14 protein-coding genes, 2 tRNA genes and 1 pseudogene are annotated in these 16,427 nt (G+C 70.8%); 12 read left to right on the plus strand and 5 right to left on the minus strand.

Annotation, left to right across the window (positions count from 1 at the left end; genetic code table 11):
- Positions 1–17 precede the first annotated feature (17 nt).
- Positions 18–878 carry a bifunctional DNA primase/polymerase gene (locus tag GA0115254_RS11360; protein ID WP_093895142.1) on the minus strand — a complete coding sequence of 287 codons (861 nt, stop codon included), beginning with the start codon at positions 876–878 and terminating at the stop codon, positions 18–20.
- A gap of 323 nt (positions 879–1,201) precedes the next feature.
- On the opposite strand from GA0115254_RS11360, the gene GA0115254_RS11365 reads away from it, so the two are divergent.
- The 8 genes from GA0115254_RS11365 (at position 1,202) to GA0115254_RS11405 (ending at position 9,050) form a co-directional block, all read left to right on the plus strand.
- Complete coding sequence (locus tag GA0115254_RS11365) at positions 1,202–1,513, plus strand: hypothetical protein (protein WP_093895143.1); 312 nt, start codon at positions 1,202–1,204, stop codon at positions 1,511–1,513.
- A 206-nt stretch (positions 1,514–1,719) separates the two neighbouring features.
- Positions 1,720–2,895 carry an acyl-CoA dehydrogenase family protein gene (locus GA0115254_RS11370; RefSeq protein ID WP_093895144.1) on the plus strand — a complete coding sequence of 392 codons (1,176 nt, stop codon included), beginning with the start codon at positions 1,720–1,722 and terminating at the stop codon, positions 2,893–2,895.
- Complete coding sequence (locus tag GA0115254_RS11375) at positions 2,892–3,851, plus strand: bifunctional MaoC family dehydratase N-terminal/OB-fold nucleic acid binding domain-containing protein (RefSeq protein ID WP_093895145.1); 960 nt, start codon at positions 2,892–2,894, stop codon at positions 3,849–3,851. The genes GA0115254_RS11370 and GA0115254_RS11375 overlap by 4 nt, the downstream gene beginning before the upstream one ends.
- 1 nt (position 3,852) lies before the next feature.
- Positions 3,853–4,887 carry an acyl-CoA dehydrogenase family protein gene (locus GA0115254_RS11380; protein ID WP_093895146.1) on the plus strand — a complete coding sequence of 345 codons (1,035 nt, stop codon included), beginning with the start codon at positions 3,853–3,855 and terminating at the stop codon, positions 4,885–4,887.
- On the plus strand, positions 4,884–5,279 hold the full coding sequence (locus tag GA0115254_RS11385) for a MaoC family dehydratase (protein WP_256102499.1): 396 nt from the start codon (positions 4,884–4,886) through the stop codon (positions 5,277–5,279). Before GA0115254_RS11380 ends, GA0115254_RS11385 begins: the two co-directional genes overlap by 4 nt.
- Complete coding sequence (locus tag GA0115254_RS11390) at positions 5,276–6,442, plus strand: lipid-transfer protein (RefSeq protein WP_093895147.1); 1,167 nt, start codon at positions 5,276–5,278, stop codon at positions 6,440–6,442. Before GA0115254_RS11385 ends, GA0115254_RS11390 begins: the two co-directional genes overlap by 4 nt.
- A 191-nt stretch (positions 6,443–6,633) precedes the next feature.
- Positions 6,634–7,257 (plus strand): SigE family RNA polymerase sigma factor, encoded by a 624-nt coding sequence (locus GA0115254_RS11400; protein ID WP_093895149.1) that lies wholly within the window; start codon positions 6,634–6,636, stop codon positions 7,255–7,257.
- 143 nt (positions 7,258–7,400) lie between these two features.
- Positions 7,401–9,050, plus strand: coding sequence for a long-chain fatty acid--CoA ligase (locus GA0115254_RS11405; RefSeq protein WP_093895150.1), 1,650 nt, complete (start codon positions 7,401–7,403; stop codon positions 9,048–9,050).
- Positions 9,051–9,157: 107 nt separating this feature from the next.
- Here GA0115254_RS11405 and GA0115254_RS11410 read toward each other — a convergent pair whose 3' ends face one another.
- Positions 9,158–13,210: a PAS domain-containing protein gene (locus GA0115254_RS11410; protein ID WP_093895151.1), complete on the minus strand. Its 4,053-nt coding sequence runs from the start codon at positions 13,208–13,210 to the stop codon at positions 9,158–9,160.
- Between the two features lie 214 nt (positions 13,211–13,424).
- Positions 13,425–13,883 carry an SSI family serine proteinase inhibitor gene (locus tag GA0115254_RS11415; protein ID WP_093895152.1) on the minus strand — a complete coding sequence of 153 codons (459 nt, stop codon included), beginning with the start codon at positions 13,881–13,883 and terminating at the stop codon, positions 13,425–13,427.
- Positions 13,884–14,092: 209 nt separating this feature from the next.
- Between GA0115254_RS11415 and GA0115254_RS11420 the strand changes: the two genes are divergently transcribed.
- The 3 genes from GA0115254_RS11420 to GA0115254_RS11430 all read left to right on the plus strand — a co-directional run bounded on the left by GA0115254_RS11420 (position 14,093) and on the right by GA0115254_RS11430 (position 14,995).
- Positions 14,093–14,183: transfer RNA gene (locus GA0115254_RS11420), tRNA-Ser, on the plus strand.
- A 248-nt stretch (positions 14,184–14,431) separates the two neighbouring features.
- Positions 14,432–14,504: transfer RNA gene (locus tag GA0115254_RS11425), tRNA-Arg, on the plus strand.
- Positions 14,505–14,623: 119 nt separating this feature from the next.
- Positions 14,624–14,995 carry a VOC family protein gene (locus GA0115254_RS11430; RefSeq protein WP_093895178.1) on the plus strand — a complete coding sequence of 124 codons (372 nt, stop codon included), beginning with the start codon at positions 14,624–14,626 and terminating at the stop codon, positions 14,993–14,995.
- Between the two features lie 169 nt (positions 14,996–15,164).
- On the opposite strand, the pseudogene GA0115254_RS44330 reads toward GA0115254_RS11430, so the two are convergent.
- Together GA0115254_RS44330 and GA0115254_RS44335 are read right to left on the minus strand one after the other, a co-directional pair.
- Positions 15,165–15,290, minus strand: a pseudogene (locus GA0115254_RS44330) (GNAT family N-acetyltransferase); the annotation flags it as partial.
- An 87-nt stretch (positions 15,291–15,377) separates the two neighbouring features.
- Positions 15,378–15,515: a hypothetical protein gene (locus GA0115254_RS44335; RefSeq protein ID WP_176740068.1), complete on the minus strand. Its 138-nt coding sequence runs from the start codon at positions 15,513–15,515 to the stop codon at positions 15,378–15,380.
- Between the two features lie 298 nt (positions 15,516–15,813).
- Between GA0115254_RS44335 and GA0115254_RS11440 the strand changes: the two genes are divergently transcribed.
- Positions 15,814–16,427 (plus strand): YncE family protein (locus GA0115254_RS11440; protein ID WP_176740069.1); only part of this gene is annotated, 614 nt, incomplete at its 3' end.

Genomic DNA, 16,427 nt, shown 5'->3' on the forward strand with positions numbered 1-16,427 from the left:
ACGTCGTCCCTGATCCGTCAGCCCGCGGTGAGGCGAGCCGCCGAGGCGATGGTGGCGCGGGCTTCGCGCTCGGTGAGGCCGGTGCGGACGGCGGCGTGGGTGAGGGCGTCCGCCAGGGCGTCGCCGAAGCCGTGTTCGTAGGCGCGGCAGGCTGCCCAGAAGAGCCGTGTGTTGCGCTGGCCCTCGCGAGCTGCCAGGACGAACCGGACCAGTCCCCGGCCCTGGTCGGTCCGGGGCGTGGGGTGGTGAGGGCGCGCGGGGGGTGTGAGCAGGTGGAGGAGTGCGCGGGGGCAGGGGGCCGGCGGGAGGTCGGCGGTGCCCGGGGCGAGCCGGTAGGTGCCATGGGCGGTGACCGAGCCGGGGCCCACCAGGTAGCCGCCGGCGCCGCGGATGTCGATGCCGGGGGCGAGTCGGCTCGCGGAGTTCGGTACGCAAACGCCGGGCGGGCCGGTCAGCCAGATGTGACGGCCGCCGCTGGGGGTGAGGACCGTGACGGTCGGCGGGATGGTGAACAGGTGGTGCAGTGCCAGCTGTTGGAGGGAGACGGCGGAGTCGTGGCGACCGGTGGTGTCGATGTCCAGGTCGATGCCGATGAGGTGGTGCGGGGGCCGGCCGCAGGCGATGCCGTAGCCGGTGGCCCAGGGGGCGGCGGCGAAGAGGGCGCGTACGGCGGCGGGGTCGGTGGTGGCGTCGTGGACACCGTGCCCGGGAAGGCCGCAGGCGCCCCGGCAGGTGACCGGCCTGTCTTCGTTCCGGTGCGGAGAGGGCAGGGCGGGGAGCTTGCCGGCGGAGAGCGGGATGACGGGGAGCCCGCGCTCGGCTGCGGAGAGTGCGTGGGCGAGGGCCAGGGTGGCGGTGTGCCGGTCGGTGATGGCCATGCGTCTATTTTCGTACAGGTGTTCGAAGAAGGGAAGGGTGTGGGGAGCCGACGGGGCGGGTGCCGGAACGCTTCTTCTCTTGGGGGACACGGGATCGGGCGACCCGGGGAGGGGGAGGGGGTGCAGGGGGTGTGAGCTGGGGCTTTAGGGGGCGCGAGAGGGTTTATCAGGTGTTCCTCATACTTGCGGGGGAATCGGATCACACGGGTGGTTCGCCAGGGATTCGGTGGGCAACTCTGGTCTCGCGACGTCGTGACCAACGCCGGGGCTGTCGGCCAACTGCCTCGGGACAAGCCGTACTTCCGCTTCCTGGAGGAATTGACATGGCAAGCATCCGTACCGCTCGTGCCCTCGCCGTTGTCGCAGCTCTGCCCCTCGCTGCCGTGCTCTTCGGCGGCGTGGCCCAGGCCGACAACGGCTCGTTCGCGAACGACGGATCGAACGCGGCCGTTGCGACGGTCGTCGGCAGTGGCGTCGGTGGCAACAACTCCGGTAATTCGTCCACGTCACAGCAGCAGGCCGTCGGCTCCGGAGCGTCGAACCAGAGCAACTCCGCGCAGGTGAACCGATCGGCGTTCACCGTGATCCATCAGCGCAACGAGAACGTCGTGGTGAACTTCACCAATCTCTGGTGACCCGGGACCGGCCATGGGCCGGTCGGGGGGTCGGGCCATGGGTGGGTGAACAGCGGCCTGCGCAAGGGCACTTCGGTGTCCTTGCGCAGGCCGCTTCGCGTTGCCCGGCGGCAGCCCCGGGGCGTCGGCGACCTTGACAGCGAGTGCAGAGCTGACGGACAGTCAGAAACCCTGATCCGTACGCCCGTGTCCGGGAGGCAGCCGCCGTGCACCTCGCCCAGACGGAGCGTCAGCAACAGCTGCGCGCCGAACTCCGCACGTACTTCCGCAAGGTGATGCCCGGGAGGGACGCGAGGACGGGGCCCGGGGTCGAGGACCCGGCCGAGCAACGCCGACTGCTGCGCCGGATCGGCGCGGACGGGATGCTCGGACTCGGCTGGCCCGTCGAGTACGGCGGCCGCGGGCGCGGCCCCGACGAGCAGTTCGTCTTCTTCGACGAGGCCTACAGGGCGGGGGCGCCCGTTTCGATGGTCACCCTCAACACCGTCGGGCCGACGCTGATGAAATACGGGACCGAGGAACAGAAGGCGTACTTCCTGCCCAGGATCCTCAGCGGCGACGTCGTCTTCGCCATCGGCTACAGCGAGCCGGAGGCCGGTACGGACCTCGCCGCGCTGCGTACCAGGGCCGTGCGGGACGGCGACTCCTGGGTGATCGACGGGCAGAAGAGCTTCACCAGCAATGCGCAGAACGCCGACTGGATCTGGCTCGCCTGCCGCACGGACCCGGATGCGCCCAAGCACCAGGGCATCTCGATCATTCTGGTCCCGACGGACGCCCCGGGGTTCGCCTGGACGCCGATCGAGACCGTGGGCGGGCTGACCACGACATCCACCTACTACGACGCGATACGCGTGCCCGCCACTCATCTGGTCGGTGCGGAGAACGGCGGCTGGGGGCTGATCACCAACCAGCTGAACCATGAACGGGTGGCTCTCGCCGCCATCGGAATGCAGGCCGAGGACTTCTACGAGGCGGCACTCACCTTCGCTCGCACCCCCGACCCGCTGACGGGCCTGCGTCCGGTGGACGAGCCATGGGTGCGGACCCGGCTGGCCGAGGCGTACGCCCGGCTGGCGGCGACGCGCCTGCTCAACTGGCGGCTGGTGGGGGATGTCGGGGCGGGTTCGCTGGCCCCGGGCGAGGCGAGCGGCGTGAAGTTCGTGGGAACCGAGAGCGCCGTCGAGGTGTATCGGATCTGCCAGGAAATCACGGGCGAGGCCGGGACGATCCGGGGCGGTTCGCCGGGCTCCTTCGGGGACGGGGAGCTGGAGCGGATGAACAGGGCGGCGCAGATCAACACCTTTGGGGGCGGAGTGAGCGAGGTGCAGCGGGAGATCGTCGCGACGATGCGGCTCGGCATGAAGAGGGGCAAGCGGTGACGGGTGCGCGGGAAGGGCGGGAAGAACCGGGCGGGCCGGACCAGTTGTACGGGCGGCTCAAGGAGTTCGAGGGGCGTGCCGCCGCGACCGCGGGCGTCGGCAAGGACCTCGTCAACGAGCCGATGATCAGGCACTGGTGCGAGGCGATGGGGGACACCGGCCCCGCCTACACGGGGCCGGAGGCGATCGCCCCGCCGACGATGCTGCAGGCGTGGACGATGGGCGGCCTCTCGGGGCACACCGACCGCTCCCGGGCGTACGAGGACCTTTTCGCCCTGCTCGACGGCGCGGGGTACACCTCGGTGGTCGCGACCGACTGCGAACAGGAGTATCTGCGGCCGCTGCGGCCCGGTGACCGGATCACGTTCGACGCGGTGATCGAGTCGGTCTCGGAGCGGAAGACGACCAGGCTGGGGACGGGCTACTTCGTGACGACGCGGATGGACGTCCGCGCGGAAGGGGAGCCCGCCGGGACGCACCGTTTCCGGATCCTCAAGTACACACCGGCAGCGGTGAAGCGCTCGGGGCCCCGCGGCGGCCGGAGCCTGCGCCCGAGGCCGGTGATCAACCGGGACAACGCCGGGTTCTGGCAGGGCGTCGCCGAGCACAGGCTGCTGATCCAGCGATGCGGCGAGTGCGCGACGCTGCGTTTCCCCTGGCTGCCCGGCTGCAACGGGTGCGGCTGCCAGGAATGGGACACGGTCGAGGCGAGCGGCGAGGGCACCGTCTTCAGTTACGTCGTGATGCATCACCCGTCCTTCCCCGCCTTCAGTACCTCCGCGGAGGGCGGGCCGTACGCAGTGGCGCTGATAGAGCTGGCGGAGGGCGTGCGGATGGTCGGCAATGTGGTCGGCGTGCCGTACGACAAGGTGCGGACGGGCATGCCGGTGCGGCTGGAATTCCTCCGCACGGACCCCGAATTGGAGCTTCCGGTCTTCCGGGGAGGCGAGGGCTGACATGGACTTCGCACCCACCGAGGAGCAGACCGCGGCACAGGCGCTGGCGGCGCAGATCTTCGGGGATCTGTCGACGCACGAGCGCCTGGCCGGAGCCGGCACGGGGACGGACGCCGAGCTGTGGAAGGAGCTCTGCGCAGCCGGGCTGACCGCAGCCGTGGAGGAGATCGGGCTGCTGGGCCTGGTGCTCCTGCTGGAGGAGCAGGGCCGGACGACGGCGCAGGTGCCGTTCGCGGCGAGCTGTGTGTACGGGCTGCTCGCCGTCGCCGGCCACGGCACGGACGAACAGCGGGAGCGACTGCTGCCTCCGCTGCGGGACGGCACGGCTGTCGCCACCGGGGCGTTCCCGGCTCGCGGTGGGATACGGGCGGACGGCGAGGGGCGGCTGAGCGGCAGCATGCCGTATGTGCCGTGGCTGCGGGACGCGGGCCTCGTCCTCGTCGCGGACTCGGACCGGGGGCTGTGGATCGTACGGACCGCTGATCCGGGTGTGGCGACGGAGCCGGTGGAGACCACGGCGCCGTGGTCGGCGGCGCGGCTCGTCCTGGACGGGGCGCCCGGGGAGCGGCTCGGTGACGCCGGGGCGTACGAGGCGGTGCTGGCCGCGAGCCGGACCGCGTTCGCCGGGTTGCAGGCCGGGGTGTGCGCCGGTTCGCTGGCCAGGGCCGTCGCCCACACGAACACGCGGCAGCAGTTCGGGCGCCCTCTCTCCACCAAGCAGGCAGTGCTGCTGCGCGCCGCCGACGCCCATATGGACACCGAGGCGATACGTGTCACCGCGTACGAGGCGGCCTGGCGGTATGACATGGGACTGCCGTACGGACCGCAGGCGCTCACCGCCGCCTGGTGGGCGTCGGAGGCCGGAAAGCGGGTGGTGCACGCCGGACAGCATCTGCACGGCGGAACGGGCGCGGACCTCGACCATCCCGTACACCGCCACTTCCTCTGGGGTCGTCAGCTCGACGCCTATCTGGGATGTGGCAGCGAAGTACTGCAGGAGATCGGCCAGTCGCTGGTGAAGGAGGGACCGGAGTGAAAGTCGGTGAGGAGCTGGCGCCGCTGGAGATTGCGGTGACCCGCACGCTGATCGTGGCCGGCGCCATCGCCTCCCGCGACTACCAGGACGTGCACCATGACGCGGAACTCGCCAGGGAGAAGGGCTCCCCGGACATCTTCATGAACATCCTGACGACCAACGGCCTGGTCGGCAGGTACGTCACCGACCGCTTCGGCCCGTCGGCAGTGCTCCGCAAGGTCGCCATCAGGCTGGGCGTGCCCAACTATCCGGGGGACACCATGGTCCTGAGCGGTACGGTCACCGCCCTCGGCGACGACGGGACGGCCGAGGTGTCGGTCGTCGGAGTCAACGGTCTCGGCCGGCATGTCACCGGCACGGTGACCATCAGCGTTCCGGAGGGGGCGGCATGAGCGTGCGCAGGGCAGACTCGCTCGGCGGCAGGGCGGCGGTCGTGGGGATCGGGGCGACCGAGTTCTCCAAGGACTCCGGGCGCAGCGAACTCAAACTGGCCGTCGAGGCGGTGCGGGCCGCCCTCGACGACGCCGGGCTGGCCCCTGGCGATGTCGACGGCCTGGTCACCTTCACCATGGACACCAGCCCCGAGATCACCGTCGCCCAGGCGGCCGGCATCGGGGAGCTGTCGTTCTTCTCCCGCATCCACTACGGGGGCGGGGCGGCCTGCGCCACCGTCCAGCAGGCGGCTCTGGCCGTGGCGAGCAAAGTGGCCGACGTCGTGGTCTGCTACCGCGCGTTCAACGAGCGCTCCGGACGGAGGTTCGGTTCCGGGGTGCAGCAGCGGGAGCCCACCGCGGAGGGCACGGCGCTCGGCTGGAACCTCCCCTTCGGGCTGCTCACGCCGGCCTCCTGGGTCGCCATGGCCGCCCAGCGCTATCTGCACACGTACGGGCTGACGCCGGATGTCTTCGGCCATGTCGCGGTCACCGACCGCCGCCATGCCGCCCGGAACCCCGCAGCGTACTTCTACGGGAAGCCGATCACCCTGGCCGACCATGCCGCGTCGCGGTGGATCGTCGAACCCCTGCGGCTGCTCGACTGCTGTCAGGAGACCGACGGTGGCCAGGCGATCGTCGTCACCAGTGCGGAGCGGGCCCGGGATCTGCCGCAACCGCCCGCCGTGATCGTCGCCGCCGCCCAGGGGGCCGGGCGGGCGCAGGAGCAGATGACCAGCTTCTACCGCGACGATCTGACGGGCCTGCCGGAGATGGGGGTGGTCGCCCGGCAGCTCTGGCGGAACTCCGGCCTCTCCCCCTCCGACATCGATGTGGGCATCCTCTACGACCACTTCACACCGTTCGTCCTGATGCAGCTGGAGGAGTTCGGCTTCTGCGCACCGGGCGAGGCCGCCGACTTCGTCGCGGCCGACGCGCTGCCCCTGAACACGCACGGCGGCCAGCTGGGGGAGGCGTACCTGCACGGGATGAACGGCATCGCGGAGGCGGTCCGGCAGATCCGGGGGTCGTCGGTGAACCAGCTGTCCGGGGCGGCCAGGACCCTGGTCACGGCAGGCACCGGCGTGCCCACCTCGGGACTGATCCTGGGCGTGGACGACTGAGTGCGGGTCAGCTGCCCGAGTGGGGTGCCGCCCGAGTCCGGGCAGGACATCGGGGGAGCGACCCTGAGCCCTGATGACGACGACTCCACCTACAGGAGGTGGAGCAGGCACCACCCCTACACCCTGAGGCGGACGCGGTTTCGGGACCTGGGGCCGATCCCCGGGACGGCGCCCGCTCCTAGCGTGGAGCCATGACCACGCCAGTCTGCACGGGCACCTCCGGGGGAGCTGCCACCATCGGACACGTCCCGCACGGCCCGTACGCCGCGCGCACTCCGTATGCCGCGCGCACCCCGTACGCCTCACGCGCTCCGCACGCTCCGTATCCGTCGTTCTCCTCGTTCGTACGGGCACGAGGGCCCGTACTGCTGCGTGCCGCGCGCTCGCTCACCGCGAACCCGAGCGATGCCGAGGATCTGCTGCAGACCGCGCTCACCAAGACGTATGTGGCCTGGGAACGGATCGAGGACCACCGGGCGCTCGACGGCTATGTCCGCCGGGCACTGCTGAACACCCGGACCTCGCAGTGGCGCAAGCGCAAGGTCGACGAGTTCGCCTGCGACGAACTGCCCGAGCAGGAGGCATCGCCGACTCCCGACCCCGCCGAGCGCCAGACGCTCCACGACGCGATGTGGCGTGCCGTGCTGAAGCTTCCGGACCGGCAGCGGGCGATGGTGGTCCTGCGGTACTACGAGGACCTGAGCGAGGCCCAGACGGCCGAGGTGCTCGGGGTGTCCATCGGCACGGTGAAGAGCGCGGTGTCGCGGGCGCTCGGCAAGCTCAGGGAGGACCCGGAGCTGGCTCCGGTGCGGTGAACCCGAGGTCGGCAGCGTGCCGGGCACGCCTGATTTTGCCGAACGACACCGATTCGTACGCTCGGGACTAGTGACATACCACCTGGTATGTGCGCAGAATCAGCGGAACCCTACTGCCGCGTAGCGCCCACCAGGAGGACGCCGTGCTGAGCACCATGCAGGACGTACCGCTGACTGTCACCCGCATCCTCGAACACGGGATGACCATTCACGGGAAGTCCCAGATCACGACCTGGACCGGTGAGCCCGAGCCGCAGCGGCGCAGCTTTGCCGAGACAGGCCGGCGGGCCACGCAGCTCGCGAACGCGCTGCGCGACGAGCTCGGTGTCGACGGCGACCAGCGGGTAAGCACCCTCATGTGGAACAACGCCGAGCACGTCGAGGCGTATCTCGCGATCCCTTCGATGGGCGCGGTCCTCCACACGCTCAACCTCCGGCTCCCCGCCGAGCAGCTGATCTGGATCGTCAAGCACGCCGACGACAAGGTCGTCATCGTCAATGGCTCCCTGCTGCCGCTGCTCGCGCCGCTCCTCCCCCATCTGACGTCGGTCGAGCATGTGATCGTCACGGGGCCAGGAGACCGTTCCGTGCTCGACGGCGCGGCGCCCCGGGTGCACGAGTACGAGGAGCTGATCGCCGGCCGCCCGACCAGCTACGACTGGCCCGAGCTCGACGAACGCCAAGCCGCTGCCATGTGCTACACCTCCGGCACCACCGGTGACCCCAAGGGCGTCGTCTACTCCCACCGCTCCATCTACCTGCACTCCATGCAGGTCAACATGTCCGAGTCGATGGGCCTGACCGACAAGGACACCACGCTGGTGGTCGTCCCCCAGTTCCATGTGAACGCATGGGGCCTGCCGCACGCCACGTTCATGTCCGGCGTCAGCATGCTCATGCCGGACCGGTTTCTGCAGCCCGCGCCGCTCGCCGACATGATCGAACGCGAGAAGCCGACCCATGCCGCCGCCGTCCCCACCATCTGGCAGGGGCTGCTCGCCGAGGTCACCGCCAACCCGCGCGATCTCACTTCGATGGCCCGCGTCACCATCGGCGGCGCAGCATGTCCGCCCTCCCTCATGGCGGCGTACGGCAAGCTCGGCGTCCGCCTCTGCCACGCCTGGGGCATGACGGAGACCTCGCCGCTCGGCACCATGGCCAACCCGCCCGCCGGGCTGACCGAGGAGCAGGAGTGGCCCTACCGCGTCACCCAGGGCCGCTTCCCGGCCGGCGTCGAGGCGCGCCTGGTCGGCCCCGGCGGCGAGCATCTGCCGTGGGACAACGAGTCGGCCGGTGAGCTGGAGGTGCGCGGCGCCTGGATCGCCGGCGCCTATTACGGGGGCGCGGACGGCGAGGCTCTGCGGCCCGAGGACAAGTTCAGCGAGGACGGCTGGCTGAAGACCGGTGACGTCGGCGTGATCAGCGAGGACGGCTTCCTCACTCTCACCGACCGGGCCAAGGACGTCATCAAGTCCGGCGGCGAATGGATCTCCAGCGTCGAGCTGGAGAACGCGCTCATGGCGCACCCGGACGTGGCCGAGGCGGCGGTCGTCGCCGTCCCGGACGAGAAGTGGGGCGAGCGTCCGCTCGCGACGGTCGTCCTCAAGGACGGTGCCACCGCCGAGTACGAGGTGCTGAGGAACTTCCTCGCCGAGTCCGGCATCGCCAAGTGGCAGCTGCCGGAGCGCTGGACGGTCATTCCGGCGGTGCCGAAGACGAGCGTCGGCAAGTTCGACAAAAAGGTGATCCGCAAGCAATACGCGGAGGGCGAGTTGGACATCACCCGGCTCTGACCCGGCCCGGTCGGGGAGCACGACGAGGGCGGTACGGGATCTCCCGTACCGCCCTCGTCGTCATCTCCGGGCGTTCGCCCGGACGTTCGCGCCCGTGTCCGTACGCGTCAGTTCGTGCCGATCTTCGCGAGCAGGTCGACGATGCGCGACTGCACCTCGTCGCTGGTGGAGCGCTCGGCCAGGAAGAGGACGGTCTCGCCCGAGCTGAGCTTCGGCAGTTCCGACCCGGCCATGTCGGCGGAGGTGTAGACGACCAGTGGGGTCCGGTTCAACTGGCCGTTGGCACGCAGCCAGTCGACGATCCCGGCCCGGCGGCGGCGCACCTGCATCAGGTCCATCACCACCAGGTTGGGCCGCATCCCGGTGGCGAGCGCCACCGCCTCGTTGTCGGTGGAGGCCCGCGCGACCTGCATGCCGCGGCGTTCCAACGTCTCCGTCAGCGCCAGCGCGATCTCCTCGTGCTCCTCGATCAACAGCACGCGCGGTGGATGCTGTTCGCTGTCGCGCGGGGCGAGCGCCTTGAGGAGCACGGCCGGGTCGGCACCGTACGCGGCGTCCCGCGTGGCCTGACCCAGACCGGCCGTCACCAGCACCGGGACCTCGGCTGCCACCGCCGCCTGACGCAGCGACTGCAGCGCCTTGCGGGTGATGGGACCGGTGAGCGGGTCGACGAAGAGCGCGGCGGGGAACGCCGCGATCTGGGCGTCGACCTCCTCGCGCGAGTGCACGATCACCGGCCGGTAGCCGCGGTCGCTCAGTGCCTGCTGGGTGGAGACGTCGGGCGCGGGCCAGACGAGCAGCCGACGCGGGTTGTCCAGCGGCTCCGGGGGCAGCTCGTCATCGACCGGCTGAGGCGACGGACGGTTGGCGACCTCGACCGCGCCACCGGGACCGTCCAGCGGCTCCGGCCCCTCGGCCCCCTCGTCGGGTGCCCCTATGGCGTACGCGCGTCCTTCGGCCTCGGGAGCGGAGAGCAACTGCCCCGAAGCCGGGCCCTGGCCCTGCGCGGCTGCGGAAGGGGACGGCGCGGACTGCGGGGTGCGCTCGCCCTCCGGCGGGGCGGCGAGCTTACGGCGCCGGCCGGCACCGCCGAGCGTCTGGTTCTGTTGGTGCGCGATGTGCTGGGCGAACGGCACACCCTGCCCGAGCGTCCGCACGCTGAACGCGCGTCCCTGCGTCGAGTCCGACGAGCCGCCGGGCATCGGTGCCTCCGCGGGCAGCGGCTGCCTGCGTGCGTCCGCCAGGGGCGCGATGTCCCGCGGACGGCTCTCCGCGATGCCGGTGGCGTCGGCGGTGCCTGCGACGGCTGTGGTGCCGGTGGTGTGCGTGGTGTGGCCGGCCGCGGGCCATTCCGGATCGCCGCCGGACCGGCTGCCGGGGTGATCGACGGGGTGATCGCCGCGGTGGCCGTCGACCCGGTCGTCGCCCTGCTCGCCTGGCGTGGTCGGCGCGGCCGGGCTCTGCCCCGAGGAGCCGTTGTCCGCCCGGTCGCCGGACCGCACGGGCTGCTGCTCCGCGGGCTGCCCGACGGCCGGACCGGCCTGCTGGGGAGCATCGGCGCGACGCGCCCGGCGCTGCCCGGTCGCTGCGGGGTGCGCCTGGGGCGGTGTGTGGTTGTCGTCCGGCGCGAGGCGTGCGGCGTCGTGGCGTCCGGGCAACGAGGCATCCGCGTCGGCGGCCGTGGGCGGGGTCCGGTCGGCATCCGCGGGCGGGAGTGCGAACGCGGTACGAGGCCCGGTCGGCTCGGCCTGAGCGGAACGCTCCTGCACGGCCGCCAATGCCCGTCGCGCCCGCCTCCCGGTCGGCTGAGGCGCCGCCGAACCGTCACCGGCCTGCGGGAAGCCTTCGGCGGCAGGAGCGGAAGCAGCAGCGGAAGACGGCAGGGCCAGCTGGTTCTCGCCGCCCTGGCGCGCCCGGTGTCCACCCGCAGGCACCGGCGTCGGCGTCTCGGCCGGAACACCCTGCGGAGGCACAGTCTGCCCACGCTGCGGACGGCCACCGCCACCCTGCGCGCCCTCGGCCGCCGTCACCACCGCCCCCTCGGACGGTGCCGGGGCCGCGGGCAGCGCCAATGCCTGTCCCGGCCCCTGCTGCTCGACAGCGGGCCCAGGCCGCTGCCCCTGCGCCTGCGCCTGCTCGGGCAACTGGGACAGCTGAGCCGGAAGTGAATGCTGAGCACCGGTCTCGGCCGGACTCGGCCGCCCACGCCTGCGACCCGACCCCTCGCTCTGCTGGGCCGGAATGATCTCGTGCGGGCTGTGCGCGCTCTGCACACCCTGTGTTTCCTGCGCGCCCTGCACCGCGGGCTCACGACGTGCCCGTCGGCGCCCCGTCGGCTCGGCCGCCGCGGTGTCTCCGTCCCCGGACCCGGCCCCTGCCCCGGAACCGCCCACAGGGCTCTCCAGGAACGCGTCCGTGGACGCCCGCCGCGCCCGCCGTCGCCCGCCGCCCGGCGCGGCCTGACCGGCCATCGGCTCCGGCCCGGGTTCGGGCTCCGGCTCCGGCTCGGGTGCCGGTGGCATCACCGTTCCCGAGCCCGAGCCCAACGGCACTTCGAGCACATACGCGCTGCCGCTCATCCCCGGCACCTCGTGCGTCTGGAGCACGCCGCCGTGCGCCCGTACGATCCCGCGCACGATCGGCTCATGCACCGGGTCTCCCCCGGCGAACGGCCCGCGCACCTCGATCCGTACGACCTCACCGCGCTGCGCCGCCGCGACGACGACCGTCGAGTCGACGTAGCCACCGCCCGGCACCACGCGGGTCTTGCCGGTCGAGTCGACCCCGGCGACATCCGCGACCAGATGGGCGAGCGCGGTCACCAGCCGGGCCGCGTCGACCTCGGCCTCGATCGGCGGCGCGTGCACCGCGAACTGGGCTCGCCCGGGACCGATCAGCTCGACGGACGCGTCGATACCGGCCGTCACGACCGAGTCGAGCAGCACGTTCGCCTTGACCAGCTCCTCCGAGCCGGCGTCCAGACGCTGGTAGCCGAGCACATTGTCGACGAGCGTCGTCATCCGGGCGTAGCCCGCGGCCAGGTGGTGGAGGATCTGGTTGGCCTCCGGCCACAGCTGGCCGGCCGGGTCGGCGGCGAGCGTGGAGAGTTCGCCGCGCAGCTCCTCCAGTGGCCCGCGCAGCGACTCGCCGAGTACGGCGGTGAGCTGGGTGTGCCGGGCGGTCAGCGCCGCCAGCTGTTCGGCCTGCGCTTCCAGTTCGGCCGTGTAGCGCTCGGCCCGGTCGGCCAGCTCCGCGCTGTGCCGTTCCGTCAGTCCGGTGACCTCCGCGGTGTGGCCCGCGGTCAGTTCGGCGATCTCGGCCTTGTGCTGCTCGCTGAGCTCCTCGTACGGCCTGCGGTCGGTGAACGTCATGACCGCACCGACCAGCTGGTCTCCGTCCCGGACCGGCGCGGTGGTCAGATCGACCGGCACCTGCGCACCGCTCTTGGACCACAGGACCTGCCCGCGCACCCGGTGCTTGCGGCCGGACCTGAGGGTGTCGGCGAGCGGCGACTCCTCGTACGGGAACGGCTCGCCCTCCGCCCGCGAGTGCAGGATCAGCGGATGCAGCTCCTGGCCACCCAGATCGCTGGCGCGGAAGCCGAGGATCTGCGCGGCGGCGGGGTTGACCAGGACGACCCGGCCGTCCGTGTCCGTACCGACGACGCCCTCGGCCGCGGCCCGCAGGATCATCTCGGTCTGCCGCTGCGAACGGGCCAGTTCGGCCTCGGTGTCGACGGTGCCCGACAGATCCCGTACGACGAGCATCAGAAGCTCGTCACCCGTGTAGCTGCCGCTGTAACTGCTCTGGAAGTCGTTGTACGCGGCCTGCCCGTCCTCCAGGCTGGCGCTGGTGACCTCGACCGGGTACTCGTTGCCGTCGGTCCGCCGTGCGGTCATCCGCGTCGGCTTCGTGCGGCCGCGGTCGTCGGCGGACTCGGGCCGGCGCATCGACCCCGGAATCAGCTTGGAGTCGAACTCCGGCAGCAGGTCGAGGAGCCCGCGCCCGACGAGCGCGGTGCCCGGCGTCTCGAACATTTCCAGCGCGATCGTGTTGGCGTTGACGACCGTGCCGTTGCAATTGACGAGCAGCAGCCCGTCAGGGAGTGCATCGAGTATGGCTGCGAGGCGAGCAGTGCCTCGGGATGGCCTGCTGCTCACGACGACGCTTCCTCCCTGATTACCGCACCTTGCCGACAGCGGGCCCCATCTTGCCCCTCGGGCCGCAGGCTGTCACGGAAGGAGTCTAAAGGCAGGGGAGGGACGTGGGGCGGCGGATGGGGGGAGCTCTCACCAAGGTTCTGTGCATACGGTGTACGACTCCAGCCCGTCACGTGACGTTCGGTATGCCCTGGACAGGGATGCGGGCCCCTGCTCATCGGACGCTGGGGAGCACCGGCCGCAGCCCGTTCCAGCGCGAGATCGCGCAGCCGTTGGTCCGGTCGAAGGACGTGTCGATGCTCCTCCCCCGCCAGGTCCCGGTGACCCGGGCGGTGGCCGGACCCCCGAACTGTTGGGTGCACATCGCGTCCCCGGGCACCGGGGCGAACGGGTCCGCGCCCTCGCCCGCCAGCTCCTCCAGCCGGTCACAGGCCTGCTGCGCCGCCGGGTGGCTGCCGCCCGCCGGTCCGCACTTCAGCTCGAAGACGCCCTCGGCCGTGGGGTCCCCCGTGCCCGAGACCGTCACCGTCAACCGGGTACGGGCGTCGTCGGCGTGCAGCAGGGGCAGGGGCAGCGGCAGCGGAAGGGGGCCGGTGGCCGCGGTCGCGGCCGGCGCGGCGGCGGACAGCGCGGCGAGAGACGCGACGGCGGTGAGGGCGAGGCGACGCAGCATGCGGGCTCCTGTGCTCGTGCACTTCGAAGGGGGAAAGCGGGAGAACGGTGCCTCCCGCATCACTAACGCTCCGCACGCCACGGCGTTGCGCAACCGCAGGCGCTTTGCCCTCGTGCCCGACTGCCTAGTACCGTAGGCAGCGATTGGTGACGCAGTACTCAACTGTGTCATCATCTGCACGCACCACTCGCGCTCGCGCGAGGTGTGCTGGAGGCGTCGCCTAGTCCGGTCTATGGCGCCGCACTGCTAATGCGGTTTGGGTCTTAAAGCCCATCGAGGGTTCAAATCCCTCCGCCTCCGCTTCATCACCGAAGCCCCGTGTCGCTGACACGGGGCTTCGGCCGTATCCGGACCCGGGTGGTCCGGATGCGGCCCCGTGGTGGCCCGCGGCTCGCTCGGGTGTCCGGTCGGGCAGTCGCCCGCGGCAGCCCTCAACGGGGCGTTTTCGCAGGTCAGGGGTGGTGTGGCTAAAGGATTTCGCGCTACGGCGCAGGTCATGTAATGTTGTTCCCGCAACGCCGACCAGGCAGAAAAGCCCGGAACGCCAAGCACTCGTAGCTTAACGGATAGAGCATCTGACTACGGATCAGAAGGTTGCAGGTTCGAATCCTGCCGAGTGCACAACTGGCCAGAGGCCCTGTGGAGTAATCCACAGGGCCTCTGGCTTTTGCGTTGACGGCAGTGTTTGACGGCAACCGTCCCTGTTCTGTCCAGGCGATCAAATGGGCACACTGTCCGGCATGCCTATCTCGCTGCATCACATCGTCATCGACGCCCACGACCTGCCTGCCCTGGCCCGGTTCTGGGCTGAGGTGCTGGGCTGGCGGATCCTGTCCGAGCGGGAACGGGAGGTTGTGATCGGGCCGGACGAGACGGCCCCGGTGGGAATCTGCTTCATGCCGGTGACAGACCGCAAGGTCGTCAAAAACCGCCTGCACCTCGATCTGACATCCGCGGCGGAGGACCGGGAGGCCGAGATCGAGCGAATCCTCGCACTCGGCGCTCGCAGAGCGGACGTCGGGCAGAGCGGCGACGAGTCGTGGACCGTGCTGGTTGATCCGGAAGGAAACGAGTTCTGCGTAGTCCGTCCGAAGGAGACTCTCATCGGCTAGTCCTGGGAGCCGATCAGACGGCTACCGGGACACCGCCCGCACCGTCGTCATCGTCCGAGCCGTTGCCGTCACACCTCAGTGCATCCCCGATGCGATCGAACGCCGAGCGTTGCGAGTCGAGCCGGGCGAAGGTGTAGATGTCCATGGTCATGTGAAGGAAGGAGCGGTCAGTGACGGCCGCTCGCAGCGTGTCCTCGAAGAGGTCGACGGTGAGGACATGGGGGTGGACGGGGCCGAGAGTCGGCACGATCGGCGCGGTCAGTACGGGCCGGAGCCAGTCCCGGCGGAAGAACATGGGCGGCACCCTGACGGCCGGCCGGACAGGGCTCAGGCCCCGACGCGAACACGCCAGGGCCTGAACGGAACCGACTGGATGTGTCGGTCAGTGGGGGTTGTCGTCACCGGTGTCGCAGGAGCACTCCGCGCTCTCCACGACGTCGTCCAGGTCCAGGACGACGGTCACCGAGGAAGCGGCGACGGGCGGCGCCGCACGGCGCGCCGAGGTCGGCGGACCGGGCAACGGGCGTGAGCGGGTGGGTCAGGCCGCCATGGGCGGGGCGGTGTCGTCCGGGTCGGACTTGTCGAGGGCGATTCCGGGGAGCTGGGCCCGGAGCAGGAGGCGCCCCTGCTCCAGTTGCCTGCACTTGACCTGCTTCATCCTGCGGTATCGGGGCGTGCCTCTCAGGCGTTCGCCATCAGGCGTGATGCACTCCCCGACAGTTCGGTCACTTGTCTTCGGCGCCTCCGTGACTTGGCAGGACGTCGCTGCTCGTCGGCGCCGAGGGCTCAGGGGGAGCCGGTTCACATGGGAGGTTGAGATGCGTCAGCGTGCGGCTTCGGGGCCCGGACGATTCCAAGCCCGCTTCGTCGGGCTCGCCTTGCTGCTGGTGGGCTGGCTGGTGGGCTCGGCGGGCATGGCTTCCCCGGCATCGGCCGACGGACAGCACTGCGTGAAGGCCTACGTGGCCAACACCAACTCGGACAACGTATCCGTGATCAACACCTGCGCCAACAGGGTCGTCCACACCGTCGGTACGGGCCCTGGCCCCGATGGCGTAGCGGTCACCCCGAACGGCAAGACCGTTTATGCCGCCAACAACGACACGAACACCGTGTCAGTCATCGACGCACGCACCGACACCGTCACCGCCACCATCACCGTCGGCACCAATCCGCGCGGGGTGGCGGCCTCACTGGACGGCAAACACGTCTACGTCGCCGACTTCGGTTCAGGGGATGTGTCGGTCATCAGCACCCGCACCAACACCGTCACCGCCACCATCACCGTCGGAGACCATCCGATCGGCCTCTCGGTGACACCGGACAACCGTCGTGTATACGTCTCCGACTTCTCCACCGGCACCGTGTCGGTGATCAGCACCCGCACCAACACCGTGACCGCCACCGTCGCCGTCGGTCTTTTCCCGGTCGG

The organism is Streptomyces sp. Ncost-T10-10d (assembly GCF_900091955.1).
GTDB lineage: Bacteria > Actinomycetota > Actinomycetes > Streptomycetales > Streptomycetaceae > Streptomyces.